This window comes from uncultured Alistipes sp. (genome assembly GCF_910580175.1).
Lineage (GTDB): Bacteria > Bacteroidota > Bacteroidia > Bacteroidales > Rikenellaceae > Alistipes.
This window is the reverse complement of the sequence record NZ_CAJTXD010000001.1, coordinates 446,929-462,266: the sequence shown is the minus strand read 5'-3', so window position 1 is coordinate 462,266 and position 15,338 is coordinate 446,929. Positions and strand designations below refer to the sequence as shown.

At 60.6% G+C, this 15,338-nt stretch carries 10 protein-coding genes; 5 read left to right on the top strand and 5 right to left on the bottom strand.

What is annotated here, in order from left to right; translation table 11 throughout:
• Positions 1-78: 78 nt before the first annotated feature.
• Together QZ298_RS01970 and QZ298_RS01965 are read right to left on the bottom strand one after the other, a co-directional pair.
• The gene (locus QZ298_RS01970; protein WP_296005044.1) at positions 79-1,281 is read right to left on the bottom strand and encodes an acetate/propionate family kinase; all 1,203 of its coding nucleotides are present in this window, start codon (positions 1,279-1,281) and stop codon (positions 79-81) included.
• 425 nt (positions 1,282-1,706) lie between these two features.
• A complete protein-coding gene (locus tag QZ298_RS01965; protein ID WP_296005043.1) occupies positions 1,707-2,375 on the bottom strand; it encodes a response regulator transcription factor in 669 nt (222 codons plus the stop codon).
• Between the two features lie 156 nt (positions 2,376-2,531).
• Here QZ298_RS01965 and QZ298_RS01960 point away from each other — a divergent pair, with 156 nt between their 5' ends.
• The 3 genes from QZ298_RS01960 to yidC are packed head-to-tail and all read left to right on the top strand — an operon-like array spanning position 2,532 to position 8,197.
• The gene (locus QZ298_RS01960; RefSeq protein WP_296005042.1) at positions 2,532-4,628 is read left to right on the top strand and encodes a DUF349 domain-containing protein; all 2,097 of its coding nucleotides are present in this window, start codon (positions 2,532-2,534) and stop codon (positions 4,626-4,628) included.
• The gene (locus QZ298_RS01955; protein ID WP_296005041.1) at positions 4,625-6,247 is read left to right on the top strand and encodes a CTP synthase; all 1,623 of its coding nucleotides are present in this window, start codon (positions 4,625-4,627) and stop codon (positions 6,245-6,247) included. The genes QZ298_RS01960 and QZ298_RS01955 overlap by 4 nt, the downstream gene beginning before the upstream one ends.
• 15 nt (positions 6,248-6,262) lie before the next feature.
• Positions 6,263-8,197 carry a membrane protein insertase YidC gene (gene yidC / locus QZ298_RS01950; protein ID WP_296005040.1) on the top strand — a complete coding sequence of 645 codons (1,935 nt, stop codon included), beginning with the start codon at positions 6,263-6,265 and terminating at the stop codon, positions 8,195-8,197.
• 148 nt (positions 8,198-8,345) lie between these two features.
• Here the strand turns inward: yidC and QZ298_RS01945 are convergent, their stop codons facing one another.
• Genes QZ298_RS01945 through QZ298_RS01935 form a run of 3 tightly spaced genes read right to left on the bottom strand, consistent with a single transcriptional unit; the run spans position 8,346 to position 12,120 of the window.
• The gene (locus QZ298_RS01945; RefSeq protein WP_296005133.1) at positions 8,346-9,542 is read right to left on the bottom strand and encodes a class I SAM-dependent rRNA methyltransferase; all 1,197 of its coding nucleotides are present in this window, start codon (positions 9,540-9,542) and stop codon (positions 8,346-8,348) included.
• A 14-nt stretch (positions 9,543-9,556) separates the two neighbouring features.
• Positions 9,557-10,153: a 3'-5' exonuclease gene (locus QZ298_RS01940; RefSeq protein ID WP_296005039.1), complete on the bottom strand. Its 597-nt coding sequence runs from the start codon at positions 10,151-10,153 to the stop codon at positions 9,557-9,559.
• Between the two features lie 23 nt (positions 10,154-10,176).
• The gene (locus QZ298_RS01935) at positions 10,177-12,120 is read right to left on the bottom strand and encodes an ATP-dependent DNA helicase RecQ (protein WP_296005038.1); all 1,944 of its coding nucleotides are present in this window, start codon (positions 12,118-12,120) and stop codon (positions 10,177-10,179) included.
• 220 nt (positions 12,121-12,340) lie between these two features.
• Between QZ298_RS01935 and QZ298_RS01930 the strand changes: the two genes are divergently transcribed.
• Together QZ298_RS01930 and QZ298_RS01925 are read left to right on the top strand one after the other, a co-directional pair.
• Complete coding sequence (locus QZ298_RS01930) at positions 12,341-12,781, top strand: hypothetical protein (RefSeq protein WP_296005037.1); 441 nt, start codon at positions 12,341-12,343, stop codon at positions 12,779-12,781.
• Positions 12,782-12,856: 75 nt separating this feature from the next.
• Entirely contained in the window at positions 12,857-15,220 is a 2,364-nt protein-coding gene (locus QZ298_RS01925; protein ID WP_296005036.1) for a TonB-dependent receptor, read from the top strand.
• The last annotated feature ends 118 nt before the right edge of the window (positions 15,221-15,338 follow it).

Sequence of the window (15,338 nt, the reverse complement as noted above, 5' to 3'; positions counted from 1 at the left end):
CGGGTCTCCGCCGGGAGAGGCTGCGGCCTGCACGATTCGAAGAATCGCCGTTACGACACGACTTTACAGTTCCGTTTTTTACTTTACCAGATTATACGTGTCCGTGGCGATGACCAGTTCTTCGTTGGTGGGAACGACGGCGACCTTGACTTTCGAATCGGGCGCGGACAGCATCTTGTCGACGCCCCGCGTACCGGCGTTGGCATTCTTGTCGAAATGCACGCCCATGAACTCCAGCCCCGAGCATACGGCTTCGCGCATCTCGCACGAGTTCTCGCCGACGCCGCCCGTGAAGACGATCAGGTCGACGCCGCCCATCTCGGCGGCATACTGGCCGATGAACTTCTTGATGCGTCCGTAGTACATGTCGCGGGCGAGGATGGCGCGGGGGTTGCCCTCGTTGTAGGCGCGGTCGATGTCGCGCATGTCGCTCGAAATGCCGGTAAGCCCCAGCACGCCGGACTTCTTGTTCATCATGGTGTCGAGCTGGGCGAAGGAGAGACCCTCCTTTTCGCCGATGAACGTGATGGCGCTGGCGTCGACCTGGCCGCAGCGGGTGCCCATGACCAGACCGTCCAGGGGCGAGAAGCCCATCGAGGTGTCGAACGACTTGCCGTTGAGAACGGCCGTTACGGAGCCGCCGTTGCCGATGTGGCAGGTAATGATCTTCGCGCGGTCGAAATCCAGTCCTGCGAGTTTGGCGCCCTCGCGGGCCACGAACTTGTGGCTCGTGCCGTGGAATCCGTATTTGCGGACGCGGTATTTCTCGTAGTATTCGTAGGGCAGGGCGAACATGAAGTTCACGGCCGGAATGGTCTGGTGGAACGACGTGTCGAAGACCGTGACCTGCGGCACGCCGGGCAGCACCTGCTCGATGGCGCGGATGCCTTCGAGGCTGGCCGGATTGTGGAGCGGTGCGATCTGGCAGAGGGAGAGTATTTTTTGCTTGGTGTCGTCGTCGACCAGGCAGCTCTGGGGGAAGAACTCGCCGCCGTGGGCCACGCGATGGCCGACGGCCTTGACTTCGTCGAGCGAGCGGATGACGCCGTGGCCCGCATCGGTCAGGGCTTCCATGACCAGCTGGATGCCGGTGGTGTGGTCGGGGATGGGGCGGTGGAGTTCGAACGGCTCCTTGCCGACGGGTTTGTGCGTGAGATCGCCCTCGGGCAGGCCGATACGCTCGACCAGACCCTTGGCGAGCAGTTTGCTGGAAGCGGACTTCATGTCGATGACCTGGTATTTGATCGACGACGAGCCGCAGTTGAGTACCAATATTACCATTTTAAGTATGAATTGTTAAGACAAATTATAAGATAAATGTAGGCAAATTTTTACGATCATGCAAATTTATGCAAAAAAATAGTTGCAGTCCGAATAAATTTTGTTCGATTAGGCGAAAAAATCGTCGGATCGGGCGCTTCGCCGATCCGGCAGTTGGACAGCGCGGCCGCGATTCGGCGGGTCGACGACGATGCCGTTCCGCAAGCGGCAATGCTTGCGCGGTCGGGCTGCAACTTGATGCAGGAGTCTGCCGGCGTTTGATGCAGGTGCTGCCGGAAGGGCGGAATTTCGGGCCGGGCCGGGTGTTTTGCGGTTGCGGGGGTGCAGGGCCGAAATAGGGTATGCCGGAAGGGCGGGTCGGAATCCGCTGTCTCGGAGCCGCAGAACGGAATAGGGGGTCTCGGAGTTGCGGGCTGCATTTTCTGCTACGGTTCGTAGCGGTAACCGACGCCCTTGACTGTGGTAATGCGCTGTTCGCCGATTTTCTGGCGCAGCTTGCGGATGTGCACATCGATCGTGCGGTCGCCGACGACAACCTGCGTGCCCCATATCTTGGCATAGATTTCCTCGCGGGAGACCAGTTTCCCGGGCGAGGAGCTGAGTAGTTCCAGCAGCGCGAATTCCTTGCGCGGCAGGGCGATTTCGCGGCCGTCGCAGTGCACCGTGTAGCGTTCGCGGTCGATGGTCGGCCCGGATGCGGCGGGTGCTGCATCGCTTTGTGCGTCGATGCGGTTGAGGATGGCTTTCACGCGGCTGACGAGCAGCTTCATGCGGATGGGTTTGGTCAGGTAGTCGTCGGCTCCGACGTCGAATCCGGTAAGCTGCTGTTCTTCCTCGCCCAAAGCGGAAAGGAAGACGACCATCGTTTCCTTGAGCTGCGGATCGCGCCGGATGGCGCGGCAGGTTTCGGCACCGTCCATGACGGGCATCATGCGGTCCAGCAGAATGAGGTGGGGGCGGCAGGCGGCGGCCGTTTCGAGCGCCTGGGCGCCGTTGCAGGCCGTGAAGACCTCGTAGCCCTCCTTGAGGAGGTTGTAGCGCACGAATTCGAGGATGTCGGGTTCGTCGTCGACCAGCAGGATGCGGTGGCTCATGGGTGGCGGTTGGTTGGTGTGTCCGAAAGTGTTGCGGGTGTTTTATGCGAAGATACGAATTTTCCGTGGAAATCATTCGCCGTCATGGGAAAAATGGTTATATTTGCAGGATTCATATATTTCCGTAGTGTAGAACGCACTAAAATCGCTATCGAAATGGCCACTGAAAAACCGACTCTCCATGCTCCCGCAGAGCATGTCAGCCCTGGGGCTGAAGAATTGCAGACCGCACCCTGCACGGATGCCGCGCAGGCGGAGTCCGCATCGGAAGAATCTTCTGCCGACCTTGCGGCCGGCGTCTCTCCTGCATGTGCCGGACGGCCGTGCGATGTTGCCGAAACGACCGAAGCCGCAGAGTCGGGAACGGACGGGGATGCGGCGGATGCCGAGGTGGATTTCTCGGAGGAGGAGGCCGCGCTGGCGGCCCGCGACGCCGGACTGGAGATCGAGGGCGAGACGGCCGAGGAGGCCGAAGCCGGAGAATCGGCTGCCGGGGAGTCGTCGGAACTTCTTTTCAAGGCTGAAAACAAGGACGAACTGCTGGCCGAATTCGCCCGCATGCTCGAAGAACGGCCCGTGCAGGCGATCCGCCGGGAGGTGGAGGCGCTGAAGATCGCTTTCTACCGCATGCGCCGGGCCGAGGTCGAGACGGCGCGGCGCGCTTTCGTGGCGCAGGGCGGGGCGGAGGAGGCGTTCGTGCCGACGGCGGACGACGCCGAGACCCGGCTCAAGGAGTTGTTCAAAGCGTATCGCCGCCGCCGCGACGAGTTTCTGGCCGGTCTCGAAGCGGAGCAGGAGCGCAACTTGCAGGTCAAGTTGGGGATCATCGAAGAGATCAAGGAGCTGGTCGGCTCGGACGAGACGCTCGACCATACGTTCAACAAGTTCCGCGAATTGCAGACCCGCTGGAAAGAGACCGGCATGGTGCCCCAGACCAACGTCAAGGATTTGTGGGAGAACTACAACCTGCAAGTGGAGAACTTCTACGGCTTCATCAAGATCAACAAGGAGCTGCGCGATCTCGATCTGAAAAAGAATTACGAGCACAAGGTCGCCTTGTGCGAGGCGGCCGAGGCGCTGGTGCTGGAGCCGTCGATCGTGGAGGCGTTCCGCAAGTTGCAGAAGCTGCACGACGAATGGCGCGAGACGGGGCCGGTGGCCCACGAATACAAGGAGACGCTCTGGGAACGTTTCAAGGAGGCTTCGACGCGCATCAACAAGCAGCATCAAGAATATTTCGAAGCGCTGAAGGCCGAACAGCAGAAGAACCTGGAGTTGAAAACCGGGCTGTGCGCGGCGACGGAGGAGCTGGCGGCGCAGCCGCTCGTTTCCCGCAAGGAGTGGAACCGGGCCAGCGAACGGCTTTTGGAGATACAGAAGACCTGGAAAACCATCGGCTTCGCGCCCAAGAAAGACAACAACCGCATCTACGAACGCTTCCGCGCGGCCTGCGACAAGTTTTTCGAGTGCAAGCGCCGTTTCTACGAGGGTTTCAAGGCTGAAATGGATCATAATTTGCAACTCAAGAACGAATTGTGCGAGGCGGCCGAGGCGCTGATGAACAGCGAGGACTGGAAGAAGACGACCGACGAACTGATCGCCCTGCAAGCCCGCTGGAAAGAGACGGGGGCCGTGTCGCGCCGCCATGCGGATGCGGTGTGGAAACGCTTCCGTGCGGCCTGCGACAAGTTCTTCGAGCGCAAGAGCGTCCATTTCGCCACCGAGAATAACGAATACGAAGAGAACTTGCAAAAGAAGCTCTCCCTGTTGGACGAGATGGCTGCGGCGGATGTCAAGGCCGGAGGTTATGAGGCGATCCGCGAGTTCCAGCGCCGCTGGGGCGAGATCGGCTTCGTGCCCATCAAGCAGAAGGATGCGGTGCAGAAGCGTTACAAGGCGGTCGTCGACGAATTGTTCGCGGCCCTGCGCGGCACGGAGCGCGACCGCTCGATGAACCGCTTCCGCGAGAAGGTCGCCACCCTGCGGTCGGCGGGCGAGAAGCGCATGCGCACGGAGCGCGAGCGGCTCTGCAACCGTGTGCGCCAGTTGGAGCAGGAGGCGGCTCAGCTGGAGAACAACATCGGGTTCTTCGCCCGCTCGAAAGGCGCCGAGACGCTGATCGCGGATGTCCGGTCGAAAATCGCGCGCATGCACGAGGAGATCGCGGCGACGGTCGAAAAGGTAAAACTGCTGGATCGCCAGGCCGCCGAGGTGCAGAAAAACGCAAACAACGACAAACAAGAAGATAAATGAAACTGACTAAACCCAAGTACATATTCGTGACGGGCGGCGTGGCCTCTTCGTTGGGCAAGGGGATCATTTCGGCCTCGATCGCCCGGCTGCTGCAGGCGCGCGGCTACTCGGTAACGATCCAGAAGCTCGATCCCTATATCAATGTCGACCCCGGGACGCTGAACCCCTACGAGCACGGCGAATGCTACGTGACGGAGGACGGCGCCGAGACCGACCTCGACCTGGGTCACTACGAGCGCTTCACGAACCATCCCACCTCGAAAGCCAACAACGTGACGACGGGCAAGATCTACAAGAGCGTGATCGAGAAGGAGCGCAAGGGCGAGTATTTAGGCAAGACGGTGCAGGTAATTCCCCACATCACGGATGAAATCAAGCGCCGCATCCAGCTGCTCGGTCAGACGAAGAAATACGATGTCATCATCACGGAGATCGGCGGCACGGTGGGCGACATCGAGTCGCTGCCGTTCATCGAATCGGTGCGCCAGCTGCGCTACCAGCTCGGGTCGCGCAATTCGGCGCTCGTGCATCTGACCCTGATCCCCTACATGGCGGCATCGGGCGAGCTGAAGACCAAGCCTACGCAGCATTCGGTCAAGGCCTTGCTGGAGAACGGTTTGCAACCCGACATCCTGGTGCTGCGCACCGAGCGTCCGCTGACGACCAACCTGCGGCGCAAGGTGGCGCTGTTCTGCAACGTCGACGCCAACGCCGTGATGGAGTCTATCGACGTGCCGACGATCTACGAAGTGCCCCTGCGCATGCACGCGCAGCATCTGGACGAAGTGGTGCTGGACAAGCTGAACCTCCGTTCGGAGCAGGAACCCGACATGGCGGCTTGGAGCGACTTCGTGGAGCGTGTGAAACATCCCTCCCGACAGGTGGAAATCGCTTTGGTGGGCAAATACACCGAGCTGCCCGACGCCTATAAGTCGATCTGCGAATCGTTCGTGCATGCCGGTGCGATGAACGACTGCAAGGTAAAGTTGCGCTACGTCAATTCCGAGAAGATCAGCCGCGACAATGTTGAGGCTCAACTCGGCAAGATGGCCGGCATTCTGGTGGCTCCGGGCTTCGGCAATCGCGGCATCGAGGGCAAGATCGAGGCGGTGCGTTTCGCCCGGGAGAACAAGATTCCGTTCCTGGGCATTTGCTTGGGCATGCAGTGCGCCGTGATCGAATTTGCACGCAACGTACTGGGCATCGCCGATGCCAATTCCAGCGAGATGGAAGCCACGCCCCATCCGGTAATCGACTTGATGGAGGAGCAGAAGGGAGTCACGGCCAAGGGCGGTACGATGCGTCTGGGCGCCTATCCGTGTCTGTTGAAGAAAGGCTCGAAAGTGGCCGCGGCCTACGGGAAACTGAACGTCTCGGAACGCCACCGCCACCGCTACGAGTTCAACAGCGACTATCTGGAGCAGTTCGAGGCGGCAGGCATGAAAGCCGTGGGTGTGAACCCCGACACCAATCTGGTGGAGGTCGTCGAGGTGGAGCACCACCCCTGGTTCGTGGGAACGCAGTACCATCCGGAGTATAAGAGTACGGTGCAAAGCCCCTCGCCGCTTTTCGTGGGGTTCGTGGCGGCGGCCCTCGCGTACGATACGCAGAAAAAATAAAATCTTTGGAACTACATGGATAAGAAATCGATCATCGGCATTGCGGTCGTGGCGCTTCTCTTTGCGGGATTCGCCTATTTCAATAATCAGGAGCAGAAAAAATACCAGCAAGAGCTGGCCGTCTGGCAGGCTTACCAGGATTCGGTAGCGGCGGCGTCGAACCCCGAGGTGCCTGTCGCCGGCATGCCGGACGACGAAACCGTGGCGGCGACTCCCGAATCGGCTGCCGAGACCGCGCATGCGCGTCGCGTGTCGCAGCTGGGCGGCTATCTGGCAGCTGCCGCTGAAGCCGCAGCTGAAGAATTCGTGGTGGAAAACGACGTCATGGCAGTGCGTTTCTCGACCCGCGGCGGTCGGATCATGGGTGTGACGCTCAAGGACTACACCCGTTATGCGCCGCGCGGCGAGCGCGACGAGTTGATCGAGTTGTTCGACCCGGCGAGCGCCTATTTCGCGCTGACGTTCTATGTGAAGAACGGGACGAACAACGTGCCGGTCAATACGATGGACTATACGTTCGAGATGCAGCCCGTGACCCGGACGGCCGAGGGGGCGCAGTCGGTCGTGATGCGCTTGCCCGTGGGGGCGGGCGCGTGGCTGGAGTATCGGTATGCCATCCATGATGGCGCAGCGCCCCAGCGCGACTATCTGGTGGATTTCGACGTGCGCTTGGTAAACATGGCGCCTGAAATGGCTAACCAGACCTCCGTTGGCATCCAGTGGGCCAACACCTCCTACCAGAACGAGCGCGGCTTCAAGAACGAAAACATGTATACGACGGTCGCCTACCGTTTCCCGGGCGAAAGTTCGATCGAAGAACTGGGTATGGGCGACGGCGAGGAGTCGAAACACATCTCGACGGCGGTCAACTGGGTGGCGTTCAAGCAGCAGTTCTTCTCGTCGGTGTTCCTTGCGCCGCAGAATGTTTCGTATGCGAATGTCGCTTTCGCCACGGCACAGCCCGGCAGCGGCTATGTCAAGGAGTTCGAGGCGCAGATGGCCGTGCCCTATACGCCGCAGACCGAGGGTTACGACTTCGCGTTCTATTTTGGCCCGAACAAGTATTCGATCCTGCGCAAGGTGGAGGTCGATGGTCAGAAAACGGCCCTCGAACGGCTCATCCCGCTGGGGTGGGGCATCTTCGGGTGGATCAACCGCTGGTGCGTGATTCCGGTATTCGACTTTCTGCGCAATTACATCGGCAGCTTCGGTGTCATCATCTTGATCCTGGCGGTGCTTATCCGTCTGGTCATCTCGCCGCTGACCTACAAGAGCTATGTTTCGATGGCCAAGATGCGCTTGATCAAACCGCAGGTGGACGAGCTGGCGAAGAAATACCCCAAGCAGGAGGATGCGATGAAACGCCAGCAGGCGACCATGGAACTTTACAGGAAAGCGGGCATCAACCCGATGGGCGGCTGCATCCCGATGTTGATCCAGATGCCGATCCTCATTGCGATGTTCCGTTTCTTCCCGGCGTCGATCGAGTTGCGCGAGCAGCCGTTCCTTTGGGCGCATGACTTGTCGTCGTACGACAGTATCTTGAATCTGCCGTTCTCGATTCCGTTCTATGGCGACCATGTATCGTTGTTCGCGCTGTTGATGTGTCTCTCGACCTTCGCCTATTCCTATTATAATTATCAGCAGACCGCATCGTCGCAGCCCCAGATGGCAGGCATGAAGTTCATGATGGTCTACATGATGCCGCTCATGCTGCTTTTCTGGTTCAACGACTATGCGAGCGGTCTGTGCTATTACTATCTGCTTTCGAACCTGCTGACCATCGGCCAGACGCTCGTCATCCGCCGGATGGTGGACGACGGGAAGATCCAGGCCATCATGGATGCCAATGCAGCCAAGAAATTGAAAGGCAAAAAATCGAAGTTCCAGCAACGCTACGAGGAACTGCTGCGTCAGCAGGAGGCACAGCAGCGGGCGCGGAAGAAATAGCGGAGTGCCGCGACGAAAAAAGTCATGCTGATTCAGCATGACTTTTTTTATTTTTATGTCGAAGCCGGTTCGGGGCTTACATGTAGAGGTATTTCGGACGCAGGAGCATCCCGGGCGGGCCGTTTCGATAGCAACCGTTACGGTGTCTCTATTCCACGTAAAGTACCAGTCCCTTGAGGTATTCGCCTTCGGGGTGGTAGATGTTGATCGGATGGTCGGCCGGCTGGGTAAGCTGGTGGAGGATGCGCACCTTGCGGCCTGCAATGGCGGCGGCAGAAAATACCGTGGTGCGGAAAAGTTCCTTGGAGACGGCCTGCGAGCACGAGAACGTGAACAGGATGCCTCCGGGCTTGATCTGCGACAGTGCGCGGGCGTTGAGCCGCTTGTAACCTTGCATGGCGTTGCCCAGAACTTTGTGGTGCTTGGCGAAGGCCGGCGGATCGAGGATGATGAGGTCGTATTTGTCCCCGATGTCGCGCAGGTACTCCACGGCGTCGGCCGCCACTTCGGTGTGGGGCGCATCGTCGCCGAAGTTCAGACGCATGTTTTCGGTGGCCAGCGCCACGGCCCGTTCCGACGAATCCACCGAGCATACCTCCTTGGCCCCGCCCGAGAGGGCATAGACCGAGAAACCGCCCGTGTAGCAGAAGGTGTTCAGCACGGTGCGCCCCTTGGCGTAGCGCTTGACCAGTTCGCGGTTTTCGCGCTGATCGAGGAAGAAGCCCGTTTTCTGGCCTTTCTCCCAGTTGACCATGAATTTCTCGCCATGTTCGAGCACCACCTGCGACGTATGGTCGGAGGTGCCCCGCAGGTAGCCGTCGACGGCGCCGAGGTCGGCCTTGTAGGGGAGCGTCTGCGACGATTTGTCGTAGATGGCCGTGATGCGGTCGCCGTAGGCGGCGACGATGGCTTCGGCAATTTCGCGGCGTGCGCGGTACATGCCTACCGAATGGCATTGCACGACGGCCGTCGTGGCGTAGATGTCCACGACCAGCCCCGGCAGCGAGTCGCCCTCGCCGTGCACGAGCCGGTAGCAGGTGGTCTGCGGATCGTCGGTCAGCCCCAGGGTGCGGCGTACGTCGCGCGCCACGGCGATGCGGCGGTTCCACCAGACTTGGTCGATGGTTTCGCGTTCGAACGTGAGCACCCGCACGGCGATCGAGCCGATTTGGTAGTGTCCCTGGGCGATGAAGTCGCCCGAATGGGTGTAGACCTCGACCAGCGCTCCCTCGGCGATCTGGGACTCCTCCTCGGCCTTGATGTAGTCGATGGCGCCGGAGAAAATCCAGGGGTGGCGCCGCGCGAGGGATTCTTCCTTGCCTTTGCGCAGGTAAACTTGCGGTATCATGGAGTGTCTTTTTAGATTTTCGGAGTGCGGAGCAGCTTTTCGTAGATGCGGGTGCAGACCCAGGCGTCGGTGGCTGCGTAGATCTGTTGTTTGTCGGTTAGCGCGGCGGCTTCCCAGTTGCTCAGGCGCTGGGCTTTGGAGACGCGCTGGCCCAGGACGATGGCCGAGAGTTTGCGCAGGCTCTTTTCTTCGATGCCCCATTGGGGCGCGATGGTTTGCAGGTCGACGAATCCGCCGTCGCGGAAGCGGCGCAGCTGCCGCAGCGACCGCAGGTCGCCCGCTACGTCGGCGCCGATTTTGGGCAGATCGCGGTTTTCGAGCAGTTGCAGGATCGGTTTGGCCAGCGGTATGCGGTTGAGCCGGAAGAGGTAGCAGCGCTGCGGCGTGGAGAGCTGGAGCAGCGACACGCGGTAGCTGACGCCCGGGCGGAACGAGGGGCGCGTCTCGGTGTCGAACCCGATCAGAGGCTGGGCCGCCAAGTCCTGGCAGGCCGCGGCGATGTCGCGTTCGTGCTCGACGATCCGGATTTCGCCCCGGAACTCGATGGCGGGCAGCAGGGCGGTCTGTTCGTTGCTGATCTTATTGATGAAAATGGTCTTGTTGGACATCGGATGTGTAAATTCTTACAAATTTAAGGAATTATTCGCAAATTCCCATCTTCGCCCGTGATGATTTTGCCCTCGTCCAACAGCCGGCGCAACGTCCGGGCGATCTGCTCCGGGGAACCGGGCAGCTCGGCGGCCAGCGTGCGGGGGTCGAGCGGAGTGGCGGCCAGCATTTGCAGCAGCCGCTCTTCCAATCCGGCGTCTGCCGGGTTTTCGTCGGGTGCGGGGCGGCTCTTCTGCTGTTTCTCGGCCCGACGCCGGGCCAGGCAGAGGTCGCAGACGCCGCATGGCGCGGGGTCGCTCTCGCCGAAGTAGGCTTGGAGCATCGCACTGCGGCACTCGTGCTCGTTGGCGGCATAGGCGATCATGCGTTCGAACCGCTCGTGCATCAACTCCTGCCGCCGCCGGTAGGTCTCGGGGGCGATGTAGAGGTCGGCGCGGGGCAGCCGCTGTTCGTTGAAAAAGAGGATCGGCGAGCGGTTGGAGGGGACGTAGCGGATGACGCGCAGCTGCCATAGCCGTTTGAGCAGTTCCTTGACCTTGGGCACGGTGTAGCCGCTCCAGGTCGCTATTTCGCCCTCGTCGATGGGGCGGAATTCGGTAAAAACGCCGTTGTAGAGCCGCAGCAGGGTGCGGATGAAGTGGTCGAGTTCGTCGCGTTGCACGCGCAGCTTGTAGAGGTCGTCGCGGCTTATGCAGAACATGATGCGCGCGGGGTTCTCCTGGGCGTCGGTCAGCGTGAGGTAGCCGTTCTGCTGCAAGAGCTTCAGCGCGCTGGCCACCGTGCCGGAATAGAGGTGCCGGCGGGCGCAGAAGTCGTGGAGGTTGAACAGAAACGAGGCGCCGGCTCCGTCGCCGATGCCGATCTGGAGGTAGGAGCAGACCTGCTCATAGATATCCTTTATCTTGTCCAAGGGCGGGAACTCCTGGTCGAAGCGCCGGGCGATGCGGTCGCTGTCGTCCGAAGCGACCAGCAGCAGCGCATAGGCCCGTTTGCCGTCGCGGCCCGCACGTCCGGCCTCTTGGTAGTAGTTTTCGAGCGAATCGCACATGGCATAGTGGACGACGAAGCGCACGTCGGGCTTGTCGATGCCCATGCCGAACGCGTTGGTCGCGACCATTATCCGCACCTTGCCGGCGATCCACTCCTCCTGCCGCAGGGTGCGTTCGGCGTGGGGCAGTCCGCCGTGGTAGGCCGTTGCTGCGATCCCCTCGTCGCGCAGCAGCGAGGCGATCTGTTCGGTGCCCTCGCGCGTACGCATGTAGACGATGCCCGAGCCGGCGACGTTGCGCACCAGGCGCAGCAGCTGTCCGTTCTTGTCGTCGGTACGGCGGACGCTGTAAGAGAGGTTGGGCCGGGCGAAGCTGCTGCGCAGCACGTGCGGCTCGGCGAAATGCAGGTGGCGCATGATGTCGTCGGCCACGAGCTGCGTGGCCGAGGCGGTAAGGGCCAGGACGGGCACGCCTGGGAGTCTCTCGCGCAATTCGGCGATCCGCAGGTAGGAGGGGCGGAAGTCGTAGCCCCACTGTGAGATGCAGTGGGCTTCGTCGACGGCCAGAAGCTGCACGTTCATGCGCACGACCCGCAGTCGGAAGGCCTCGGTGCCCAGCCGCTCGGGTGCCACGTAGAGGAACTTCATGTCGCCGTAGACGCAGTTGTCCAGCGCGATGTCGATCTGCCGGGGCGACATTCCGGAGTGGATGGCCGTGGCGGGGATGCGGCGCGCCCGGAGCCGGTCGACCTGATCCTTCATCAGGGCGATCAGGGGCGTGACGACGATGCAGACGCCCTCGCGGGAGAGGGCGGGCACCTGGTAGGTCAGCGACTTGCCGCCGCCCGTAGGCATCAGGGCCAGCGTGTCGTGCCCGGCCATGACCGAGCGAATGATCTCGGCCTGCATGGGGCGGAAGTCGTTGAAACCCCAATGACGGTGCAATACCTCGTATATTTTCTCGTCGCCCGATTGCATAGGACAAAAATACGAATAAGCGAGGGTAAAAGCAAGCTCGCTTGTATTTTGCCGAGCGTGAGTATCTTGGGCGCAGCCAAAAAAATGAAATACCGTGTTGTTTCCGGGGGTTTCCCGGAGGATGCAAGCGAGAAACCGAACCGAAAAATTGCCGGAATGGGGTAATTTTTGTAATTTTGCAGTCGATCCGTTCGTTTTGGATACGGATCGTTCGGAAAGTATGGCCCGGAGAAGATACATATCGCTGTTGCTGCTTGCTGTCTATCTGTTGGCGGTGGGCGGCGGAGCCTATGTGTCGCTCTCGTGCCGGTGCATCGCAGAAAAGCATGCGTGCGCTCAGGTGCACGGGTGCCACGGGTGCGCCGATCATGGCGCATGCGGCGGCTGCGTGTTCGACGACGGAGCGGCACAGACGTTGGAGGCTCCTTGCTGCGGCGATCGCCACTCCACCGAAATCGATCTTTATACGGGTGCGCATTCCGACTATGAAAAGGCGGTGCGTTGTGTCGTGACGCTGCTGCCGCCGTCGCTGGCGGCCGAGTGTCCGTGTCCGGCCCATGTGCCGGCGTTGCGCCGCCGTTCCGTCGAACGGCCTGCGCCTGTTCCGGCGGCTCCGCTGCTGGAGTTCGCCGGTCTTCGTGCTCCTCCCGCATCGGTTTAGAACCCAGACGGGCGGAACCTTGCAGACGCAGGGTGTCCGTCCGCTCATGCAGTTTTAACCAATCGACGGAATACGATGAAAATCAAAACCATTATTCTTACTTTTTCGACCCTCGCGGCATGCGTCGCAGTTTCGGCGCAGGATATGCGGGGCACGGTGCGCGATGCCGAGGGGCAGCCGCTCATCGGGGCGTCGGTCTATTGGGCCGGCACGAACATCGGTGCGAGCACCGATGCAGCGGGTGCGTTTCAGCTGCACCGTGTCAAGAACCACGATCTTCTGGTGGCTTCCTATCTGGGCTATGTCAACGACACGCTCCGGCTCGCTGCGGGCGTCAACCGGGCGGATTTCGCACTGCAAAGCGAGGGCGTGGCGCTCGACGACGTAGTGATCGAAGGCAATCTGAGCGGCAACTATGTGAAGCGCGACGGCATCATGAAGGGCGAGATGATCTCGTTCGCCGGTCTGTGCAAGATGGCGTGCTGCAACCTGGCCGAGTCGTTCGAGAATTCGGCGTCGGTAACCGTAGGGTACAGCGATGCCATTTCGGGCGCCCGGCAGATCAAGATGTTGGGGCTGGCCGGCACCTACACCCAGATTCTCGACGAGAACCGCCCCATCATGCGCGGGCTGTCGGCCCCCTACGGCTTGAGCTACACGCCGGGCATGTGGCTCAACTCGATCCAGGTGTCCAAGGGTGTGGCGTCGGTAACGGCGGGCCACGAAGCGATCACGGGGCAGATCAACCTCGAACACCGCAAGCCGACGGACAACGAGCGGCTTTTCGTGAACCTCTATCTTGACGACGAGCTGCGTCCCGAAGCGAACATCACGACCGCTTTCCCCGTGTCGCGCGACAAGAAACTGTCGTCGGTCATCCTGCTGCATGGCTCGATGGACACCGACGTGCGCAAGATGGATCACAACCGCGACGGCTTCCGCGACCTGCCCAAGGCCGACCAGATCAATGTGGCCAACAAGTGGCTCTATGCGGCCGACAACGGCATGCAGATCCGCTGGGGCTGGAAGTTCGTGCAGGAGAATCGCCTGGGCGGCATGTTGGACTACAAGAACACTCCCGCGATGCGCGATGCGATGTCCGAGCGCTGGAATTGGCAGCAGACCGGCACGGCCATGCCGCTCTACGGTTCGCACATCCGCAACCGGGGCGTCAACGGCTATTTTAAGGTCGGCACGCCCGTCGGCCCGTCGGTCTACGACGACGAGGAGCAGGACGAGATGCGCTCGAACCTGGCACTGGTAATCGACTTCGACCATTTCAACGAAGATGCCTACTTCGGGCTGAACGACTACGACGGCAACGAGAACACGCTGTCGGCCAACCTGATGTATGCGCATTATTTTACTTATCGTTCGTCGCTCAACGTAGGGGTGCAAGGCCGTCTGTCGTACATCCGCGAGACGCTGGACAACCGCACGCCGTGGATCGCGGAGACTCCGGACGCGTTCTATGACCTCGACCGGGATGAGAACGAGGTAGGGGCCTATGCTGAATACACCTACGCCATCAAGGATAAGTTTTCGGTGGTGGCGGGTGTGCGCGGCGACTACAACGGCTACTATGACAAGTTCTATTTCACGCCGCGGGGCCATGTGAAGTGGAACATTACTCCTACGACGACGCTGCGCGCTTCGGCGGGTCTGGGCTACCGTTCGACGAACGTCATCACGGATAATATCGGCATGCTGGCGACAGGCCGCCGCATTGTGATGCCCGACTATCGGGAGAAGGTCTGCTCGGGCCGCGCGTTCGACCGCATGGAGGAGGCGCTGACGCTGGGCGGAAGCCTGACGCAGACTTTCTCGGTGCTGGGGCAGGACAACATGACGCTGAGCTTCGACTACTTCCGCACGCAGTTCTACAACTCGGTAGTGGCCGACCAGGAATACGATCCGCAGACGATCCGCATCTACGATACCCACGGGCGCTCCTATACGGACACCTACCAGGTCGACTTTTCGTGGACTCCGGTCGAGCGGCTGGACATCTTCGCCACGTTCCGCTACACGGACAGCGAGATGACGATCGATCGTCCGGACGGTGGAACGGCGCGTGTGGAACGCCCCTTGGTCAGCCGCTATAAGACGCTGCTCAACATTCAATATGCCACGAAGTTCCGGCGCTGGGTATTCGATGCCACGGCCCAACTCAACGGCCCGTCGCGCATCCCGACGCAGAACGGCATCCTGGCCGACGACAGCTATTCGCCGAGCTATCCGATGTTCTTTGCGCAGGTAAGCCGCAAGGTGGGCAAGTTCGATATCTATGTGGGCTGCGAGAACATCGCCGACTATCGCCAGAAAGACCCGATCCTGCATGCGTCGAATCCTTATTCCTACGAGTTCAACTCGATGAACGTATGGGGGCCGCTGATGGGCCGCAAGTTCTACATCGGCATGCGGTGGAACCTATATTAAGGTAAAAGGTAAATGATGAAAGGTGGATAGTGGAATGTCGTTCCAGGCCCTGTCTTTTGTCATTCCGAACGAAGTGAAGAATCTGTGGTTCCGAACTCTATCCGATCAATTTTGAGAC